At 63.0% G+C, this 16,546-nt stretch carries 19 protein-coding genes; 4 read left to right on the top strand and 15 right to left on the bottom strand.

Annotated features, from left to right (window positions below; all coding sequences use genetic code 11):
* Position 1: 1 nt before the first annotated feature.
* From GRX31_RS16640 to GRX31_RS16630, 3 genes are all read right to left on the bottom strand, one after another.
* On the bottom strand, positions 2 to 2,197 hold the full coding sequence (locus tag GRX31_RS16640; RefSeq protein ID WP_160853784.1) for a TonB-dependent siderophore receptor: 2,196 nt from the start codon (positions 2,195 to 2,197) through the stop codon (positions 2 to 4).
* A gap of 117 nt (positions 2,198 to 2,314) precedes the next feature.
* A complete protein-coding gene (locus GRX31_RS16635; RefSeq protein ID WP_160853782.1) occupies positions 2,315 to 2,668 on the bottom strand; it encodes a hypothetical protein in 354 nt (117 codons plus the stop codon).
* Positions 2,669 to 2,799: 131 nt separating this feature from the next.
* A complete protein-coding gene (locus GRX31_RS16630) occupies positions 2,800 to 3,414 on the bottom strand; it encodes a TetR/AcrR family transcriptional regulator (RefSeq protein ID WP_016450638.1) in 615 nt (204 codons plus the stop codon).
* A 766-nt stretch (positions 3,415 to 4,180) separates the two neighbouring features.
* On the opposite strand from GRX31_RS16630, the gene GRX31_RS16625 reads away from it, so the two are divergent.
* On the top strand, positions 4,181 to 4,459 hold the full coding sequence (locus tag GRX31_RS16625) for an H-NS histone family protein (RefSeq protein ID WP_016450637.1): 279 nt from the start codon (positions 4,181 to 4,183) through the stop codon (positions 4,457 to 4,459).
* 66 nt (positions 4,460 to 4,525) lie between these two features.
* On the opposite strand, the gene GRX31_RS16620 is transcribed toward GRX31_RS16625, so the two are convergent.
* The 7 genes from GRX31_RS16620 to GRX31_RS16590 form a co-directional block, all read right to left on the bottom strand.
* Positions 4,526 to 4,930: a RidA family protein gene (locus GRX31_RS16620; protein ID WP_016450636.1), complete on the bottom strand. Its 405-nt coding sequence runs from the start codon at positions 4,928 to 4,930 to the stop codon at positions 4,526 to 4,528.
* A gap of 4 nt (positions 4,931 to 4,934) precedes the next feature.
* Positions 4,935 to 5,387 carry an acyl-CoA thioesterase gene (locus GRX31_RS16615; RefSeq protein ID WP_016450635.1) on the bottom strand — a complete coding sequence of 151 codons (453 nt, stop codon included), beginning with the start codon at positions 5,385 to 5,387 and terminating at the stop codon, positions 4,935 to 4,937.
* A gap of 9 nt (positions 5,388 to 5,396) precedes the next feature.
* Positions 5,397 to 7,037, bottom strand: coding sequence for an AMP-binding protein (locus GRX31_RS16610; protein WP_160853780.1), 1,641 nt, complete (start codon positions 7,035 to 7,037; stop codon positions 5,397 to 5,399).
* Positions 7,038 to 7,078: 41 nt separating this feature from the next.
* A complete protein-coding gene (locus GRX31_RS16605; protein ID WP_016450633.1) occupies positions 7,079 to 8,248 on the bottom strand; it encodes an acyl-CoA dehydrogenase family protein in 1,170 nt (389 codons plus the stop codon).
* Between the two features lies 1 nt (position 8,249).
* Entirely contained in the window at positions 8,250 to 9,107 is an 858-nt protein-coding gene (locus GRX31_RS16600) for an enoyl-CoA hydratase family protein (protein WP_043792445.1), read from the bottom strand.
* Between the two features lie 42 nt (positions 9,108 to 9,149).
* Positions 9,150 to 9,953, bottom strand: a complete 804-nt coding sequence (locus GRX31_RS16595; protein ID WP_160853778.1) for an SDR family NAD(P)-dependent oxidoreductase — start codon at positions 9,951 to 9,953, stop codon at positions 9,150 to 9,152.
* A 159-nt stretch (positions 9,954 to 10,112) separates the two neighbouring features.
* Positions 10,113 to 12,461 carry a bifunctional salicylyl-CoA 5-hydroxylase/oxidoreductase gene (locus GRX31_RS16590; RefSeq protein WP_160853776.1) on the bottom strand — a complete coding sequence of 783 codons (2,349 nt, stop codon included), beginning with the start codon at positions 12,459 to 12,461 and terminating at the stop codon, positions 10,113 to 10,115.
* 187 nt (positions 12,462 to 12,648) lie between these two features.
* Here GRX31_RS16590 and GRX31_RS16585 point away from each other — a divergent pair, with 187 nt between their 5' ends.
* Complete coding sequence (locus GRX31_RS16585) at positions 12,649 to 12,903, top strand: DUF7661 family protein (RefSeq protein ID WP_063325682.1); 255 nt, start codon at positions 12,649 to 12,651, stop codon at positions 12,901 to 12,903.
* Positions 12,900 to 13,646, top strand: a complete 747-nt coding sequence (locus GRX31_RS16580) for an enolase (protein ID WP_160853774.1) — start codon at positions 12,900 to 12,902, stop codon at positions 13,644 to 13,646. The genes GRX31_RS16585 and GRX31_RS16580 overlap by 4 nt, the downstream gene beginning before the upstream one ends.
* A 19-nt stretch (positions 13,647 to 13,665) precedes the next feature.
* Here GRX31_RS16580 and GRX31_RS16575 read toward each other — a convergent pair whose 3' ends face one another.
* The 5 genes from GRX31_RS16575 to GRX31_RS31185 all read right to left on the bottom strand — a co-directional run bounded on the left by GRX31_RS16575 (position 13,666) and on the right by GRX31_RS31185 (position 16,265).
* Complete coding sequence (locus tag GRX31_RS16575) at positions 13,666 to 14,067, bottom strand: hypothetical protein (RefSeq protein WP_160853772.1); 402 nt, start codon at positions 14,065 to 14,067, stop codon at positions 13,666 to 13,668.
* A 171-nt stretch (positions 14,068 to 14,238) separates the two neighbouring features.
* Positions 14,239 to 14,643: an SCO4402 family protein gene (locus GRX31_RS16570; protein ID WP_160853770.1), complete on the bottom strand. Its 405-nt coding sequence runs from the start codon at positions 14,641 to 14,643 to the stop codon at positions 14,239 to 14,241.
* A 126-nt stretch (positions 14,644 to 14,769) separates the two neighbouring features.
* A complete protein-coding gene (locus GRX31_RS16565) occupies positions 14,770 to 15,195 on the bottom strand; it encodes a DUF6896 domain-containing protein (RefSeq protein ID WP_156135986.1) in 426 nt (141 codons plus the stop codon).
* A 366-nt stretch (positions 15,196 to 15,561) separates the two neighbouring features.
* Positions 15,562 to 15,879, bottom strand: coding sequence for a hypothetical protein (locus GRX31_RS16560; RefSeq protein ID WP_139223910.1), 318 nt, complete (start codon positions 15,877 to 15,879; stop codon positions 15,562 to 15,564).
* On the bottom strand, positions 15,876 to 16,265 hold the full coding sequence (locus tag GRX31_RS31185) for a DUF6973 domain-containing protein (RefSeq protein ID WP_442874085.1): 390 nt from the start codon (positions 16,263 to 16,265) through the stop codon (positions 15,876 to 15,878). The genes GRX31_RS16560 and GRX31_RS31185 overlap by 4 nt, the downstream gene beginning before the upstream one ends.
* Positions 16,266 to 16,310: 45 nt before the next feature.
* Between GRX31_RS31185 and GRX31_RS16550 the strand changes: the two genes are divergently transcribed.
* Positions 16,311 to 16,546 (top strand): transposase (locus GRX31_RS16550; protein ID WP_160852530.1); only part of this gene is annotated, 236 nt, incomplete at its 3' end.

Below are 16,546 nucleotides of genomic sequence, written 5' to 3'. Positions count from 1 at the left end.
CTCAGAACTTGGCTTGAAGGCCTACGGTGACGGTGCGGGCGGTGCCCGGCGTCACCCACAGCCGGCTGTACGAGCTGGTGTAGTAGGTCTTGTCAAAGAGGTTGTCCACGTCCAGCGTCAGGCGCAGCGTGGGGCTGATGCGCCAGTAGGCCACCAGCTTGGCGGTGGTGTAGCCGGGCAGATCGAAGGCCGCCTTGCCAGCGTCGGCCTCGGCCTGCGTGCGGGCCTGGCCCAGGCGCTTGCCCACGCGGGTGACGCCGCCGCCAATGCCGTAGCGCTGGCCGTTGGAGAAGGCGTTCTCGTAGACCGCCAGCACGCTGCCGTTGACCTTGGGCACGTTGAGCAGGCGCCCGCCCACTTCCAGCGTGTTGTCGCGCGAGATCTCCACGTCGTTGAGCACCAGGCTCGCATTCAGGCGCCAACGCTGCGTGACCTGGCCGGCAAAGTCGAACTCCAGCCCCCGGCTGCGGATCTCGCCGGCCGAGACCGAGTAGCCGGCGTTGCCCGGGTCGGCCGTCAGCACGTTGCGCTTGCGGATGTCGAACAGCGCGGCCGTGGCGCCCATGCGCCGGTCGGCGCTTTCCCACTTGGCGCCCAGCTCCATGGAGCGGCCGGATTCGGGACTGAAGCCCGCGCCGGCCACATCGACGCCCACGTTGGGCCGGAACGAGCGGCCCACGTTGGCATAGAAGGTCCATTGCGGCAGCGGCAGCCAGCTCAGGCCCAGGCGCGGAGAGGTCGAGGTCGGGTCCTGCTGCGTGGTCGCGCCCGTGCGGCGGTTGTGCAGCGACTGGTCATAGCGGTCCATGCGCAGGCCGGCCACCACGCGCCACTGGGGCGAGAGCTTGATGGCGTCCTGCAGGTAGAAGGCCGTGTTGCGCTGGCGCTCGAAGGTATCGGTATTGGCCGTGGGCACGGGCTGCGTGCCGCCGTAGACGGGGTTGTAGATATTGATGGCATAGGGATTGGCCGCCGTGGGGTTGGCGCGCAGCATCACCGTATCCATGTCGAAGCGAAAGCTCTCCAGACCCAGCAGCAGCTCGTGTTCGACGGTGCCCGTTTTCACCGTGCCCTGCAGCTCGGCCTGCACGGCGATGTCGTCGGACTGGTAGTCGCGGAAACGCCGCTGGCGCGTCAGGTCGCCATTGGCCAGCAGCGCATGGGGTTCGGTGGAAAAGCCGTTGATCGAGGTCTCGCGGTAGGACAGGCCCAGGCGGCTGCGCCACTGCGCGCTCCACTCATGCGAGAGGATGAACTGGTGCGTGCGGTTTTCCACCGTCACATCGCCATCGCGCGGGTCGCCCAGGAAGCGGCTGCGCGAGATGGCGCCCAGGCGGTCGCCCACGGCCACCACGCCACGGTCCAGCGGCGTCTTGTGGCGCAGCAGCTCGCCCGAGTACTCCAGCACCGTATCGCGTCCCAGCTTCCAGGTGAAGGCCGGCGCAATCACCTGGCGGCTGGCGCCCACGAAGTCGCGGAAGCTGTCGCGGTCCTCCACGGCGATGTTGAGCCGGTAGGCAAAGTTCTCGCCAATCGGCCCCGTGCTGTCGAGCGCGCCGCGCCGCAGCCCGTAGCTGCCCGCATAGGCTTCCACGGAATGCGAAGGCGTCCACAGCGGACGCTTGGAGACGACGTTCAGCGTGCCGCCCGGCTCGCTGCTGCCGTAGAGCGCAGCGGCCGTGCCCTTGAGGAACTCGATGCGCTCCACGCCGGCCAGATCACGCGGCGCGTTGAAGCCGCGCCCCGAGGAAAAGCCGTTGAACAAGGTGGCCATGCCCACGTTCTGATCGCCGGGCAGGCCGCGAATGACGATGTTGTCCCACAGGCCGCCAAAGTTGTTCTGGCGCGAGACGCCGCCCACATAGTCCAGCACATCGTCGAGCTTGGTGGCTCCCAGGTCGTCCATGGCCTGGCGCGTGATCACGCGCACCGACTGCGGCAGCTCGCGCAGCGGCAGGTCGGTCTTGGCGCCTGCCGCCTCATCGGTGTGATAGGCGCCCGAGGCCGTGCGACCCACGACTTCCACGGCAGGCAGCAGGGTCTGCTCCTGGGACGACGGCGCTGACGGCACGGATGCCGCAGTTTGTTCCGGGCCCTGGGCCAGCACGGGCGTGGAGAAGAAAGCGGCAGCGCTCAGGGCAAGCGGCAGCGGGCGAAGGCCGGGGAGCGGCTTCGCGAGGATGGAGAAGGCAGTCATGATGAAAACGGGCACGGGCGCATGCCGCCGGCATCAGAAGCCGGCGCGCGCAAACACGGACATGCCGCCAGCACCAACGGGTGCTGGCGGCAGAGAAGGAGAAAAGTGCTTGCGGATTCAGCGCGGCGGGTCGCGCGATGCAAAGGCCCAGCGGTTCTGCGAGGGGATGGCGCCGCCCACGGTGCGCGGCGGCACCCTCTCAGGCGGCGCGGCCACGGCCAGCGGCAGGCCGAAGTGCGGCAGCCAGGCCGCCGCATGCGGTGCATGGCCCATGCACCAGACGCAGACGGCTTCCGCGGCTTCCGCCTTTTCACCGGCCGGCGCCTTGTCCTCGCAGCCGTTCAGGCCGGCAAACGCCTGGCCGGGCGCTGCCGCCGCCTGCTGGATATGCGTTGCGCCATGCAGGGGCATGCCAATGGCCGTGTTGAAGAACACGGCCAGCAATAGCAGGCGCAAAACAAGCAGACGCATAAGACGGCGATCTTACTATTGACAATTCAATATCGTTAACTGTCCGCCGGCATTTTCAGCACGGGCCCGGAGACAGCGCGGCAATATGGCACAGGCATGTGACAGCCGACTGGCGATTTCCCGCATTGTGCCTATTGATCTGCGGGCCCCACGCCCCGGAAGAACATGTCGCAGATCTGGTCCGCCACCTTCTCCAGCGAGCCCTTGCGGGGGTTGAACCAGGACTGTATGGAGTTGATGCTGCCCAGGATCATGATGCGCGCCAGGTGGATGTCGGCATCGGCCCGCAGGCGGCCTTCGGCGCGCAGGTCTTCGAGCAGGCCGCTCCAGAATTTCTGGTGGCGCTCGCGGCGCTTGATCTGGCGTTCGCGCACCTTGTCGGGCAACTGGCCCAGCAGGCGGCCGTGGGCCAGGGCGAAGTCCCCATGCTTGATCAGGCCCGCCATCTGGCCCAGCACGGCTGCGCGGAAACGCTGCTCGGCCGTGGCGTCGGCGCCCAGCGCGGCAAGGCGCTCCTGCTGCTGGCTGATGATGCGGTTGCCGCCCTGCTCCATGACCTCGTCCACCAGCTCCTCCTTGGAGGCGAAGTGGTAGTAGATGCTGGCGGCCTCGATCCCGGACTGCTCGGCAATGTTGCGCATGGTGGTGGCAGAGTAGCCCTGCTCACCGAAGGTGCGGGCGGCCAGCTTGAGAAGGGTCTCGCGGGTCTCGTTGCCGTCGTGGGCACTGGTCTGCCTTCTTGCCATGTCTGCCAGGGTGTGGATCGTTGTAGTGCGGCGATCCTAACAGGCTGTTGGTGGCACGCCAATCAAGCGTTCGGTACGCGCCCGCTGCCTGGCGGGCATGGCCGGGCCGCGAAACTGCGCCTGAAGAATCAGCCCCAAAGGCATTCCCGGGACTGCAATGGCCTGGCAATCAACGGCTCATGAATTTACGCGATATCGGCGGAAGATATTTCAAACCACGGCCAGGAATTCAATCCTCGCAATACAAAAAATCTATCCAGCCAATCGACAAGACAAATGAAACAACGCGTGTTAATCGCAAGATTAAATAGCAGAATCGAATCACATGTAATTTATTTTATAAATCGATAAATAAAATCGATTGATGAAACAAAATCAACACCCGCAACCGGTTCTGAAATGGGAACTTGTACGATCACCTCGTCGCGGCTGCCCAGGAAAAGCATGCCAGCACGCCCTCTCCAGAGGAGGAAGCGCCAACCACAATGCTCTGCAAATGTAACAAAGACGCAACAGCTTTTGTAAAGTGGCGGTTATCAAGATGCTGCTGGATATAATGCGGATCGCCTCGGAATATGCCCAGGCATGAGAAGAAGCTGTCTACACCTCATAGAACGCTCACATCATCAGTATTTATACTTACGGTGATATCTTCATCCCCCACTGCACATGCACCAACCTTGACCATTGCGTAAAGAGTTCCGGGTCGTTGTTCTTGCTGCGCAGTTTTCGACAAATAGCCGCACTTAGAAATTCTTCTATCAAGATGACTACATACCAAGAGCTGATTGCCCAGAAAAAACTGCTCGACCAGCAAATCGACGAGGCCCGCAAGCTGGAGTCCAAAGCGGCTCTGGCATCGGTGCAGGAACTGGTCCGGGAGTTTGGCTTCACGGCACAGCAGGTCTTCCCCTGGAAGCCCGATGGCAAGAAGAGCGCCCCCGCCAAGTACCAGGACCCCGAGTCCGGCAAGACCTGGACCGGCCGCGGCAAGCCGCCGAACTGGATCCTGGGCAAGGACCGCACCCTGTTCGAAATCAAGTGAGTCCCTGCCGCGCATGGGCCCGCCCGCACGGCGGCGCACATGCGCGGGCACATGCTCAGAGGTGCGTCATGCAGGCACCACCGCCGTGACCTCGATCTCCACCTTGGCCCGGTCTTCCACCAGATCCGCCACCTCCACCGCCGTCATGGCGGGGAAATGCCGCCCGATCAGTTCGCGGTAGTGCTTTCCAATGGCCGGATAGGCCGCCACGTATTCCTGCTTGTCGGTCACATACCAGGTCATGCGCACGATGTGCTCGGGCCTGGCGCCGCCTTCGGCGAGGATGGCGACGATATTGGCCAGCGCCTGCCGCACCTGTCCGGCAAAGTCGTCCGTCTCGAATTGCTGCTGGCCGTTCCAGCCAATCTGCCCGCCGACAAACACCAGCCGGGAGCCGACCGTCATTTCGGTGAGGATGCCATTGGCATAGCCTCGGGGCGCCAGCCAGTCCGGGGGTTGCAGAGTCTTCATTGCTTCATCCTGTTCTCGTTGAATCCGTAAAACCGTCCTGCGGCACCAGATAGGCCTGCAGGCGCTCGCGCAGATCGGCCGGCAGTGGCGTGGCCTTCATGCTGCGCAAATCCATGGTGACGATGGTCATGCGCGCAGACAGCCGTCGCTGGCCGTCCGGCCCCTCGAAACGCACATCGAACTGGAACGATGCCCCGCCGATGCGGCGCACCTCCAATACCTGGCGCAGCGTGTCGTGCCAGCGGCTGGGCGCCGTGAAATCGCATTGCACCGACACCGTGGGCGTGCCCACCTGGCGCTGTACATGCAGGGTGTGGAATGGCAGGCCCATTCCCCTGTCGAACCATTCCTCCACCAGGTCGTTGACCATCTCGAAATAGCGCGGGTAAAAGACGATGCCGGCCGGATCGCAATGGCGAAACAGCACCTGCACCTGGCTGACGAAGGCGGAGGCCATGGCGCGCGCTCACGGCATCTTGCGCAGCACGAATCGCTGCAGCTTGCCGGTCTCGGTGCGCGGCAGGGCCGGCACGAAGACAATGGCGCGCGGGTACTTGTAGGGCGCAATGCTGGCCTTGACGAAGGCCTGCAGCGTGGCGGCCATGTCGTCGCCGGCCGCAAAGCCGGGCTTGAGCACCACAAAGGCCTTGACCACCTGGCCGCGCTCGTCGTCTGCCGCGCCGATCACGCCGCATTCGGCCACGGCCTCGTGGCGCAGCAGCGCATCCTCCACCTCGGGGCCGGCGATGTTGTAGCCAGCCGAGATGATCATGTCGTCATTGCGCGCCTGATAGAACAGATAGCCGTCGGAGTCGCGCACAAAGGTGTCGCCGGGCAGGTTCCAGCCGTTTTGCACAAAGCGCTTCTGGCGCTCGTCGGCAAGATACCGGCAGCCGGTCGGCCCCTTGATGGCCAGGCGGCCGGGCGTGCCGTCGGGCACGGGCTGCATGTCGTCGTCCACCACCTGGGCCACGTAGCCGGGCACGACCTTGCCGATGGCGCCCGCGCGCACCTCCTCGGGCGGGCTGGACACGAAGACGTGGATGAGCTCGGTGCCGCCGATGCCGTCGATCATCTCGATGCCCGTGGCCTGCTTCCACAGCTGGCGCGTGGCGTCCGGCAGGGCCTCACCGGCCGACACGCTTTTCCTGAGCGACGACAGGTCGAAGCGCGCTGCCTGCGCCGCCATCTGCCGGTAGAAGGTGGGCGCGGTGAAGACGATGGTGGCGCGGAAATCCTGCACCACCTGCAGCAGCCCTTCGGGCGTGAGCTTTTCGGCCAGCACGGTGCTGGCGCCCACGCGCAGCGGAAAGCACAGCAGCCCGCCCAGGCCAAAGGTGAAGGCCAGCGGCGGCGTGCCGCAGAAGATGTCGTCCGGGCCCGGCCGGATCACATGGCGCGGGAACAGGTCGCACATGGCCAGCACGTCGCGGTGGAAATGCATGCAGCCCTTGGGCGCGCCCGTGGTGCCGCTGGTGAAGGCGATCAGGCAGACATCGTCCGCCGATGTATCGCAGCAGGCGAAGGTGTCGGGCTTGGCTGCGGCCAGGGCGTCCAACGCATCGGCTGCGCCGTCGTTGAAATACAGCACGCGCGAGAGGTCCGGGCAATGGTGTTCATGGCCGGGCTGCAGGCACAGCTGCACCTCGTCCTTGAGGCGCACATCGCACAGCACGGCCTGCACCTGGGCCTTGGCGATGATCTGCTGCAGCTCCTTGGCGCGCAGCAGCGGCATGGTGGGCACCGTCACCAGCCCGGCCTTGATGGCGGCCAGCCAGGACGCGGCCATCATGGCGTTGTTGGGGCCGCGCAGCAGCAGCCGGTTGCCGGGCACCAGCTGCAGGTCTTCCACCAGCACATGGGCGATGCGGTTGGTCAGCGCCTGCAGTTCGGCATAGGTCATGGCGGCCTGGTCCGCGCCCTGCCTCCAGCGCAGGGCAACGCGCCCGCCCTGGCCGCGCGCCACCATGGCATCGACCAGTTCGGCCGCGCAGTTCAGGCGTTCGGGATAGGCCACGTCCGGCCCGTCGAGCAGGAACTCGGGCCATTGGTCGGGCGGCGGCAGATGGTCCCGGGCGAAAGTATCGATGTGGGCGGAGGCTTGCATGCGATGTTCCCTGGCTTTGCGTTGAATGGGCAGCCTGCCGCTCAGGCCTTGAGCAGCTCGCGCGCGATGATGAGTTTCTGCACCTCGGTCGCGCCCTCGTAGATGCGCAGCGCGCGGATCTCGCGGTACAGCGTCTCCACCGGCATGCCCGAGACCACGCCCGCCCCGCCGAACATCTGCAGCGCACGGTCGATCACGGCCTGGGCCGATTCAGTGGCCGTCATCTTGGCCATGGCCGCCTCGCGCGTGGTGCGCGTCTTCTTCACATCGCGCATCCAGGCGGCCCGGTAGGTCAGCAGGGCCGATGCGTCGATGGCCGTGTCCATGTCACCCAGCGCGGCCTGGGTCAGCTGCAGGTCGCCCAGGGTCTGGCCGAACATGCGGCGTGACTTGGCGCGTGCCAGGCCTTCGTCCAGCGCGCGGCGCGCAAAGCCCAGTGCGGCGGCGGCCACCGAGGCGCGGAAGATGTCCAGCGTCATCATGGCCAGCTTGAAGCCCTGCCCCGGCTCGCCCAGCCGCTGCGACACGGGTATGCGGCAGTTGTCGAAACGGATGGTGGCCAGCGGGTGCGGCGCGATCAGTTCGATGCGCTCGCCAATGGAGAAACCCGGCGTGTCCGCATCGACCACGAAGGCGCTGATGCCGCGCGCCCCCGGCGCCTCGCCCGTGCGGGCGAACACGCAGTAGAAGTCGGCAATGCCGCCGTTGGAGATCCAGGTCTTGGCGCCATTGAGCACATAGTGGTCGCCTTCGAGCCGCGCCTCGCAGGCCATGGCGGCCACGTCGGAGCCGGCATCGGGCTCGGACAGCGCAAAGGCCGCAATGGCCTCGCCACGCGCCACGCGCGGCAGGTAGCGCTGGCGCAGCGCTTCCGACCCCATGAGCGATATCGCACCGCTGCCCAGGCCCTGCATGGCAAAGGCGAAGTCGGCCAGGCCTTCATGGCGGGCCAGGGTCTCGCGCAGGATGCAGACCGCACGCGAGTCCACCTCGGGCAAGGCCCCGCCCCAGGCGCCGCCGGGGCCGGACGGCACGGCATAGCGCAGCCAGCCGGCCTGGCCCAGGGCCTTCACCAGTTGGCGGCAGGCTGCATCGGCATCGTGGTGGTCCACATCGCCCAGGGATTGGGCGCACCAGGCATCGGCCTCATGCGCCAGCGTGCGATGGGCGTCGTCGAAGAAAGGCCAGTCCAGCCAGGAGGAATCACGCATTTCAGTTTCCTTCAAAGACGGGCTTTTGCTTGGCCACGAAGGCCTCGTAGGCGCGGTGGAAGTCGCGCGTCTGCATGCAGATGGCCTGAGCCTCGGCTTCGGCCTCGATGGCCTCGTCCACGCCCATGTTCCATTCCTGGTGCAGCAGCTTCTTGGTCACGCCATGGGCAAAGGTGGGGCCGGCGGCCAGCTGGGCGGCCAGCGCGTGGGCGGCTTCGCTGATCTGCTCGGGGCTGTGCAATGCATTGAAGAAGCCCCAGGCAGCGCCCTCCTCGGCCGTCATGGCGCGGCCCGTGTACAGCAGCTCGGAGGCGCGGCCCTGGCCGATCATGCGCGGCAGCAGCGTGCAGGCGCCCATGTCGGCACCGGCCAGGCCTACGCGGGTGAAGAGAAACGCCGTGCGCGCGGCCGGCGTGCCCAGGCGCATGTCGGCCGCCAGCGCGACCATGGCGCCCGCGCCCGCGCAGATGCCGTCCACGGCTGCCACGATGGGCTGCGGGCAGGCGCGCATGGCCTTGATCAGGTCGCCCGTCATGCGCGTGAAGTCCAGCAGCTCGGGCATGCTCATCTTGGTGAGCGGGCCGATGATCTCGTGCACATCGCCGCCCGAGCAGAAATTGCCGCCCGCGCCCGTGACCACCACGGCCTTGATGTCGGTGGCATAGACCAGGGCGCGGAACAGGTCTCGCAGCTCGGCATAGGAGCCGAAGGTCAGCGGGTTCTTGCGCTCGGGCCGGTTCAGGGTGATGGTGCCGATCTTGCCGTCGGCCGATACCTGCCACACAAAGGTCCTGGCCTCGTAGCCGGCCAGGGGGCGCTTGTGGTGCTTCATGCTGTGTTCTTCGGGCTGGGTGCTCATGGTGTCTCCATCAAGAATTCAGAAAACGGGGGTGGACCGGGTTCAGCCGGTCATCACCTCGCCGCCATCGACGGCAATGGACTGGCCGTTGACCGAGGCGGACGCCGGCAGGGCCAGCCAGGCCACGGTCTCGGCCACTTCCTCGGGCTGGACCAGGCGGCCCTGCGGGTTGCGTTCGGCCAGCCTGGCACGGGCCTCATCCGCCGTCATGCCGGTCTTGTCCACGATGTTGGCCACGGCGCCGCGCACGATGTCGGTCTCGGTATAGCCGGGGCAGACCGCGTTCACCGTGACGCCCTTGCCCGCCGTCTCCAGCGCCAGCGAGCGCGTGAGGCCGATCACGCCATGCTTGGCCGCGCAATAGGCGCTGACATAGGCATAGCCGATCAGCCCTGCCGTGCTGGCCACATTGATGATGCGGCCCCAGCGCGCAGACAGCATGCCCGGCAGCGCGGCCTGCATGCAGTGGAAGGTGCCTGTGAGGTTGACGGCCAGCATCGCCTGCCACAGTGCGGCATCGGTGCGCTCGAACTTCTGGCTGCTGGCCTGGCCCGCGTTGTTGACCAGCACCTGCACGGGGCCGAAGGCCGCCTCGGCCTGCGCGAAGGCCTGACGCACCGAGTCCTCGTCGGCAATATCCGCCTGCACGGACTGCACCATCTGTGCTGCCGGTGCCGTGCCGCCCAGCTCGCGCACGGCAGCCTCCAGCGCTGCACCATCGCGTCCCAGCAGCGTGACCCGCGCGCCGCGCGCCAGCAGCGCCCGCGCGCAGGCCAGGCCTATGCCGCGCGCCCCGCCCGTCACCAGGGCATGGCGCCCTTCAAGAAGATTCAAAGATATGGTCATTTCAATCACCCGTGGCGATGCGAGCCACCCGCAACCTATGAAACCGGCGCGCCACACAGCGAGGGACGCCGAGGAAGGGCCGCCCCGCACCGACGGTGTCGTCCCCCTCCCGCGAAGCGAGAGAGGGGGAAGGCGCGAAGCGACTCAGGGGGTGTAGTTTCATTTCGCGTCCAACTGCGCCATGGCGGCGGCGCGTTCGAAGTTGGTTTCCAACTGGCGCTTGCCGGGCTGGTACTGCGGCGGCCAGTCCACATCGTGGGCGCCCAGGCGTGCGGCCTCGCGCAGCGTCCAGGCGGCATCGGCCAGGTGCGGACGCGCCAGCGCGCACAGGTCGGCCCGGCCCGAGGCGATGATGGCGTTGGCATGGTCGGCCTCGAAGATGGCGCCCACGGCAATGGTCGGTATGCCGGCCTCGTTGCGCACGCGGTCGGCAAACGGCGTCTGGTACATGCGGCCGTACACCGGCTTCTGGTCGGGGCTGACCTGGCCCGAGGAGCAGTCGATCATGTCGGCGCCCGCCGCCTTGAAGCGGCGTGCGATCTCCACCGCATCGTCGGGCGTGATGCCGCCCTCCACCCAGTCATGGGCCGAGATGCGCACCGACATGGGCTTGTCCTGCGGCCAGGCTGCACGCACCGCCTTGAACACCTCCAGCGGAAAGCGCAGGCGGTTGTCCAGGCTGCCGCCGTATTCGTCGTCGCGCCGGTTGGTCAGCGGCGAGATGAAGCTGGACAGCAGATAGCCGTGCGCGCAGTGCAGCTCCAGCCAGTCAAATCCCGCTGCCGCGGCGCGCCGCGTGGCGGCCACGAAGTCCTCGCGCACGCGGTCCATGTCGGCGCGGGTCATGGCGCGGGGCACTTGCGAGAGCCCCTCCAAGTACGGCAGTGCCGACGCCGACAGCAGCGGCCAGTTGCCCTGCTCCAGCGGATGGTCGATCTGCTGCCAGCCCAGTTGGGTGGAACCCTTGCGGCCCGCATGCCCCAGCTGCATACCAATGTGCGCCCCGCCCTGCGCGTGCACAAAATCAACGATGCGCCCAAAGGCCTGCGCCTGCTCGTCGTTCCACAGCCCGGGGCAGCCGGGCGTGATGCGCGCGTCGGGCGAGGTGCAGGTCATCTCCACCATCACCAGGCCCGCGCCGCCCATGGCGCGCGCGCCCAGGTGCACCAGGTGGAAGTCGCCAGGCACGCCGTCGGTGCAGGAATACATGGCCATGGGCGAGACCACGATGCGGTTCTTCAGCCGCAGGCCGCGCGCCTGGTAGGGCGTGAGCATGGGCATGGGCGGGCGGCGGCCTTCGGGCACGGTCTCGCCCGCATGCTCGGCAATCCAGCGCTCGAAGCCCTGCAGCCAGGCGGCATCGCGCAGGCGCAGGTTCTCGTGCGAGATGCGCTGCGAGCGCGTCAGCAGCGAATAGGCGAACTGCTCCGGCTCCAGGCCCGCATAGCGCTCCACGTTCTCGAACCATTCCGTGGAATTGCGCGCCGCGTTCTGGATCTTGAGCACCTCCACGCTACGCACCTCCTCGTAGTGGCGCAGGCCGGCCTCGATGCCCCCCGCAGACCGCAGGCTGCGCGCCAGCTCGATCGCATCCTCCAGCGCCAGCTTGGTGCCCGAGCCAATCGAGAAATGCGCCGTGTGCGCCGCATCGCCCATCAGCACCACGGGCACGCTGCGCGGGCCGCGCAGCGTGTCCAGCGCATTCCAGTGCACCCAGGTATTGCAGATCACGCGCGGAAAGCGGATCCAGATGGCCGAGCCGCGCAGGTGCGTGGCATTGCTGACCAGGGCATGGCCGTCCAGCCAGGGGGTGAACAGTTTTTCGCAATAGGCAATGCCCTCTTCCTGGCTCATCTGCTCTATGCCGGCGGCCTGCCAGGTCTCCTCGGGCGTCTCCACGATGAAGGTGGACATGCCGTCTTCATAGCGGTAGGCATGGGCCTGGAACCAGCCGTGCTCGGTCTGCACGAAGGCGAAGGTGAAGGCATCGAACACCTTGGTCGTGCCCAGCCACACGAAGCGGCAGCGGCGCTGGTCGATATCGGGCCGAAAGGTATCGGCATAGCGCGTGCGCACCTGGCTGTTGATGCCGTCCGAGGCGATGACCAGGTCTGCGTCGTACTCGCGCGCCATCGCCTGGTCGTCCTGCACGAAGTTCTCGAACACCAGCTTCACGCCCACGTCCTCGCAGCGCGCCTGCAGGATGTTGAGCAGCTTCTTGCGGCCTATGCCGATGAAGCCATGGCCGCTGCTGCGCAGGCTTCGGCCCTTGAAGTGGATGTCGATATCGTCCCAGTGGTTGAAGGCGTCACCAATGGTGCGGGCCGACACCGGATCGGCCTCGCGCAGGTTGTCCATGGTGGCGTCCGAGAACACCACGCCCCAGCCAAAGGTGTCGTAGGGCCGGTTGCGCTCCACCACCGTGACCTCGTTGGCGGGGTCCTGCAGCTTCATCAGCAGGCCGAAGTACAGGCCGGCGGGACCTCCACCGATACAGACGATCTTCATACCGCAAACCCTTTTCTCGCAGGGCGACGGCACAGGACGCCCCAGGTTCAGAATCCAGGCCCAAGAACTTTAAGCCTGAATAGTTTAGGTTTGAAATATATAGACGAAACGCCGGCACGAACCTAGGGAGAACACGCATGAGCCCCTCGACAGCCGCTACGATGCCGGATCGCCAGGAGGATCTCCCTTGGAAAAATACCGGTTCAATGTCTTCGGCCGCATCATCGCCATCGAACGCGCGCAGGCCCAGTGGCGCTGCTTCAACGTCGGCGCCGACGGCAAGCGCGCGCCCGCCCTGCTGGCCATTCCCTGCGATGTCACCCACGCCGAACTGGCGCAGTACCTCTACGACATCTACCACGAGAGCGCAGCCGCATCGGACCAGGACATCTTCGAGATCACCCCCGGCACCACCATCCCCTCACCCAGGAGTCCCTCTTGACCCAGCAAACCGAAGTCCGCGAACTGAAGCCGGGCCTCACCCCTTTTCCCGCCGCCGCCGACATCTTCGTGACCGACCAGCCCTGGCTGGCCGAGCACCTGCTGCCGCTGATCTCCATCGACCTGGGCCTGGTGCGGCCCGAACTGGCCGGCACCGTGGTCCACATGCTGTGCCCCGTCGAGCCCTTCGAGGGCTGCATAGGCGATGAGACCGAAGCCCACCACAACGCCTTCACCGCCCCCAACTGGTTTGCGCTGGAACTGACGCCCGACAACCGCTACCGCTTCCTGGGCAACGAAGGCTTCTTCCAGCGCGCGCCGCAGCATGGCGGCCAGTTCACCAAGGACGCCTTCGCCTGCGAGCACACCGACGAAATGCTGGCCAGCCACGCCAAGGCCAGTGCCTACTACGCCCAGCATGGCCGACTGGCCAGCTACTCGCGCTACGGCAAGGGCGAGCCCATGGAGCAGGACTACCTGGACAGCCTGGGCGGCGGCATCTGGTACGGCAACTGGACCAGCCACCCGCCCATTCCCCCGGCCTTCCAGCTGGACGAAGCGGAAAACGCCGGCATGGGCGATGAACTGGAAGACGACGGCATCCGCATCACCCGCGACGGCAAGCCCTTCTTCCACGTGGCCAACGTGGCCGGCTACAACTGGTGCGCCACGGGCGCGGACAGCATCCTGCTGTTCTACGAGCCGGAAAGCCGCACGGCGCTGTTCACCTTCGACTGGACCTGAGCCGGCCGAGCAGCGCCGCTCAGACGCGGCCCTGCTCGGGCGTGACGATCAGATGCGCCAGCAGCGGCCGGATGCGATCGTACTGGTAGTAGCCGCCGTACTCCGTGTAGCGCAGAAAGGCGGCATTGCAATGGTGGCAGCGCCAGAGCGTGCAGCGGTTGTACGGGTGCCAGCCCAGGGCGATGGGAGCATCCGGCGACCACTGGTTCGTGCCCTGTGGGTGATATTCATCGAGCAGTTCCCGCGTCTCCGGCGTGCCCAGCGCACCAACCTGCTGCAGATGCGAAGTCTTGTCCGCACCCGACAAGGACTCCCAGCCCGGCCTCCACAGCACAGCGCAGTCCGCGCATCGCTGCTGCTCGGCCGCCGCCGCTGCGAAGGCTCTCAATTCGGGTTCGGCAAGGGGGGTTGAAGTTGTCATGGAACGGTGCCTTGGTTTTTATGGATTGTCTGGCAGGTTTTGGGGGCGGGCTACCAGTGGAAAACATCTTGTTGTTCCACGAACCTGGCAACGCTACGGTACTCTTTACCATCGACTGGACATCACGATCAGCCATGGTCTTTCCCCGGCTAGTCGTCTGGCATGCCCGTGTCAATCCAGCGGCTCGGGGCAGCCAGCGGCGTTGCTCCCCTCCAGACAATCGAACGCCCTTTCGGCACAGGCCTCCACTCTCGTCCATTCGCCAACTTGCATGTAGAAGCTTTCCGGCATGTCCGTGCCGTACGCCTCAAAGACGGCATTGATGGCATCCACCAACTGCCCCATCAGTGATGCCTCCTGCTCATCGAGAAGAATTTCACCGATCGCCATACGAGCATCACTGCCAAGATCCGTATCGTCAAAAATGAAATGTATGGCCAAATCAAGATGGTCGTATTGAACGTCTGCAGGAAAGTCCTGATTCACCCAGGCTTTCATCTGATATTTCAAATCCTTGAGTTTCCTCAAATATCCGAGCAATTCCATTCTCATTTCAGGATATTTCAAGCGAGGCATCTCAATATCTTCCTATCCTGTTACCCGCCGATTGTGAGTAGCCCTGGAGCTTGTTATGCATTTTATAAAATCAATAAGATTTTATCCCCTTTATTAACTAGATTAACAATTAAATTAATGACAGCATTAAGATGAAAGTAACTTATAATACCCCGTCGGCAGCACCTTCACGATCTCTCCTGTAGATTCCAAATAAATCAAGGCTGATTTAATTGCATCATCAGCATATTGGTTTTTGAAATTAAATCCAATCGATTCAAAATAGAAGAATAATCTATTTGCGCTAAAAAAATCTCCATTCGACAGGAAATAATCATTTATATCAATAACCGCACCTTCATGAGAGAACTCATAACCACATCCATGCTTTTTAAATTCCCACTTATTCATCTCCTCATCAAAAACAAATCCGCTGCGAGGAAGAAATTCTATATTTGATAGCTTCACAAGATCACTATGGGTTCTCATGAAAGAAAGATGTAGAATCTCCTGTTTTTCTACATATTTTTTTATGCCAAAAGCAATATTTTTGATAAGGGAATAATCTACCACAATCAATACCTTGTTCTATTTGAACGAGCAACGGCGGCGTCTTAAGCGTGCCCCCAGCAGCCGCATCGCCTTGTGGATGCCCTGCGGGTTGTATTACTGCAGCGCATTGCTCCAGGGATACAGCTTGGCTGGCCCTCGCCGGTCCGTCAGGGCTATTGGTGTGCCCGAGTGGCCGCAATGGCAGTGGTAGTGGTGGATAGCGCTGTTACCGGCCTGCTGAAATGTTATAGATCGACGTGCACACCCACCTTTGCATAGATGCAATATCAAAAGTCTCGCTTAACTGCATGAGTGCATTAGCCAAGAAAAATCTATGCCACTTGGCACTAGTCTTTATCCCACGGAATATTAAATCATGGTAATATTTTATTTACCAAAACACCCATATTTACCCATCGAATTATTTATCACCATTTCTTCACCAGAAGAAATTATTTCTTTATTTTTTATAAAGAAATAAGTAAAAATTCCGTCATCCATTGATTCTTTATATTTCATATTATCTTTTATATTATTTGAATATTTCTTCAAATCCTCAATAATAAATAATTTTGGCGTATATGGCGGAAATATGCAAACAAAATCGTAATCTCTATTTATATAATAACTAAAATCATCTTTTTTAAAGAAATACCAACTCAATATTATTGAAATAATAATAATTGCTGTTAATTTAATTTTCATGGAATTTGCCAATCTTGGCTTGTGGTGAGCGCGCCAGAATCTTTATCTATAAACCATAGACTGCCATCATCAAGACTATCTTGGCATTTATTTTCACAGTCATTTTTTGTTTTTGAAGATAGCGAGCAATTTCTGCCTTTTTGATTGTTGTGCAAATCCATTATTTCCTCCTTTTTTGCTTGACCTGCTTTTGTTCCATACTCCTCGTGAGTATCGCCAACAGATTTCGCCTGGTCTACCCCCATCCTTAAGCTCATAATGCAAGACCAATAACAATGACGGAATGCATCGCCCTTTCCATTGTGCAACTCATTTCTTGGAAATTTTCTCTGAGCTGTAGACAGGGCATCTTTATTATCAGATCTTGTACTAAGAGTGGCTAACACCACTTCGTCACAGGCCCCCGCAGAGCAGTTATGCTCGCTGCCCTCATGGCACGACGACCTGTAAGCAAAGAACTGTGGCGACAGCTACAACCCCTCATCCCTGCCTTCGTACCTTCCGCCAAAGGCGGTGCGCGCAAGCTCGCAGTCAGCGATGAAGCCGCCCTCAACGGCATCCTGTTTGTGTTGCAAACAGGCATTCCGTGGGAAGACCTTCCCCAATCCCTTGGGTACGGCAGCGGCATGACTTGCTGGCGCCGCCTACGCGACTGGAACGCCGCTGG

Source organism: Delftia sp. CH05, from assembly GCF_009827015.1.
GTDB lineage: Bacteria > Pseudomonadota > Gammaproteobacteria > Burkholderiales > Burkholderiaceae_C > Comamonas > Comamonas tsuruhatensis.
The sequence above is the reverse complement of the archived record's forward strand: the minus strand, read 5'-3'. Positions and strand labels throughout refer to the sequence as shown.

Excerpts from the sequence above, each read along its gene's own strand:
- GRX31_RS16605 (WP_016450633.1), bottom strand. The coding sequence starts at position 8,248 with ATGCGTGATTCCTCCTGGCTGGACTGGCCTTTCTTCGACGACGCCCAT.
- GRX31_RS16630 (WP_016450638.1), bottom strand. The coding sequence starts at position 3,414 with ATGGCAAGAAGGCAGACCAGTGCCCACGACGGCAACGAGACCCGCGAG.
- GRX31_RS16575 (WP_160853772.1), bottom strand. The coding sequence starts at position 14,067 with ATGACAACTTCAACCCCCCTTGCCGAACCCGAATTGAGAGCCTTCGCA.
- GRX31_RS16595 (WP_160853778.1), bottom strand. The coding sequence starts at position 9,953 with ATGACCATATCTTTGAATCTTCTTGAAGGGCGCCATGCCCTGGTGACG.
- GRX31_RS16620 (WP_016450636.1), bottom strand. The coding sequence starts at position 4,930 with ATGAAGACTCTGCAACCCCCGGACTGGCTGGCGCCCCGAGGCTATGCC.
- GRX31_RS16600 (WP_043792445.1), bottom strand. The coding sequence starts at position 9,107 with ATGAGCACCCAGCCCGAAGAACACAGCATGAAGCACCACAAGCGCCCC.
- GRX31_RS16615 (WP_016450635.1), bottom strand. The coding sequence starts at position 5,387 with ATGGCCTCCGCCTTCGTCAGCCAGGTGCAGGTGCTGTTTCGCCATTGC.
- GRX31_RS16625 (WP_016450637.1), top strand. The coding sequence starts at position 4,181 with ATGACTACATACCAAGAGCTGATTGCCCAGAAAAAACTGCTCGACCAG.
- GRX31_RS16640 (WP_160853784.1), bottom strand. The coding sequence starts at position 2,197 with ATGACTGCCTTCTCCATCCTCGCGAAGCCGCTCCCCGGCCTTCGCCCG.
- GRX31_RS16610 (WP_160853780.1), bottom strand. The coding sequence starts at position 7,037 with ATGCAAGCCTCCGCCCACATCGATACTTTCGCCCGGGACCATCTGCCG.
- GRX31_RS16570 (WP_160853770.1), bottom strand. The coding sequence starts at position 14,643 with ATGCCTCGCTTGAAATATCCTGAAATGAGAATGGAATTGCTCGGATAT.
- GRX31_RS16590 (WP_160853776.1), bottom strand. The coding sequence starts at position 12,461 with ATGAAGATCGTCTGTATCGGTGGAGGTCCCGCCGGCCTGTACTTCGGC.
- GRX31_RS16635 (WP_160853782.1), bottom strand. The coding sequence starts at position 2,668 with ATGCGTCTGCTTGTTTTGCGCCTGCTATTGCTGGCCGTGTTCTTCAAC.
- GRX31_RS16560 (WP_139223910.1), bottom strand. The coding sequence starts at position 15,879 with ATGAAAATTAAATTAACAGCAATTATTATTATTTCAATAATATTGAGT.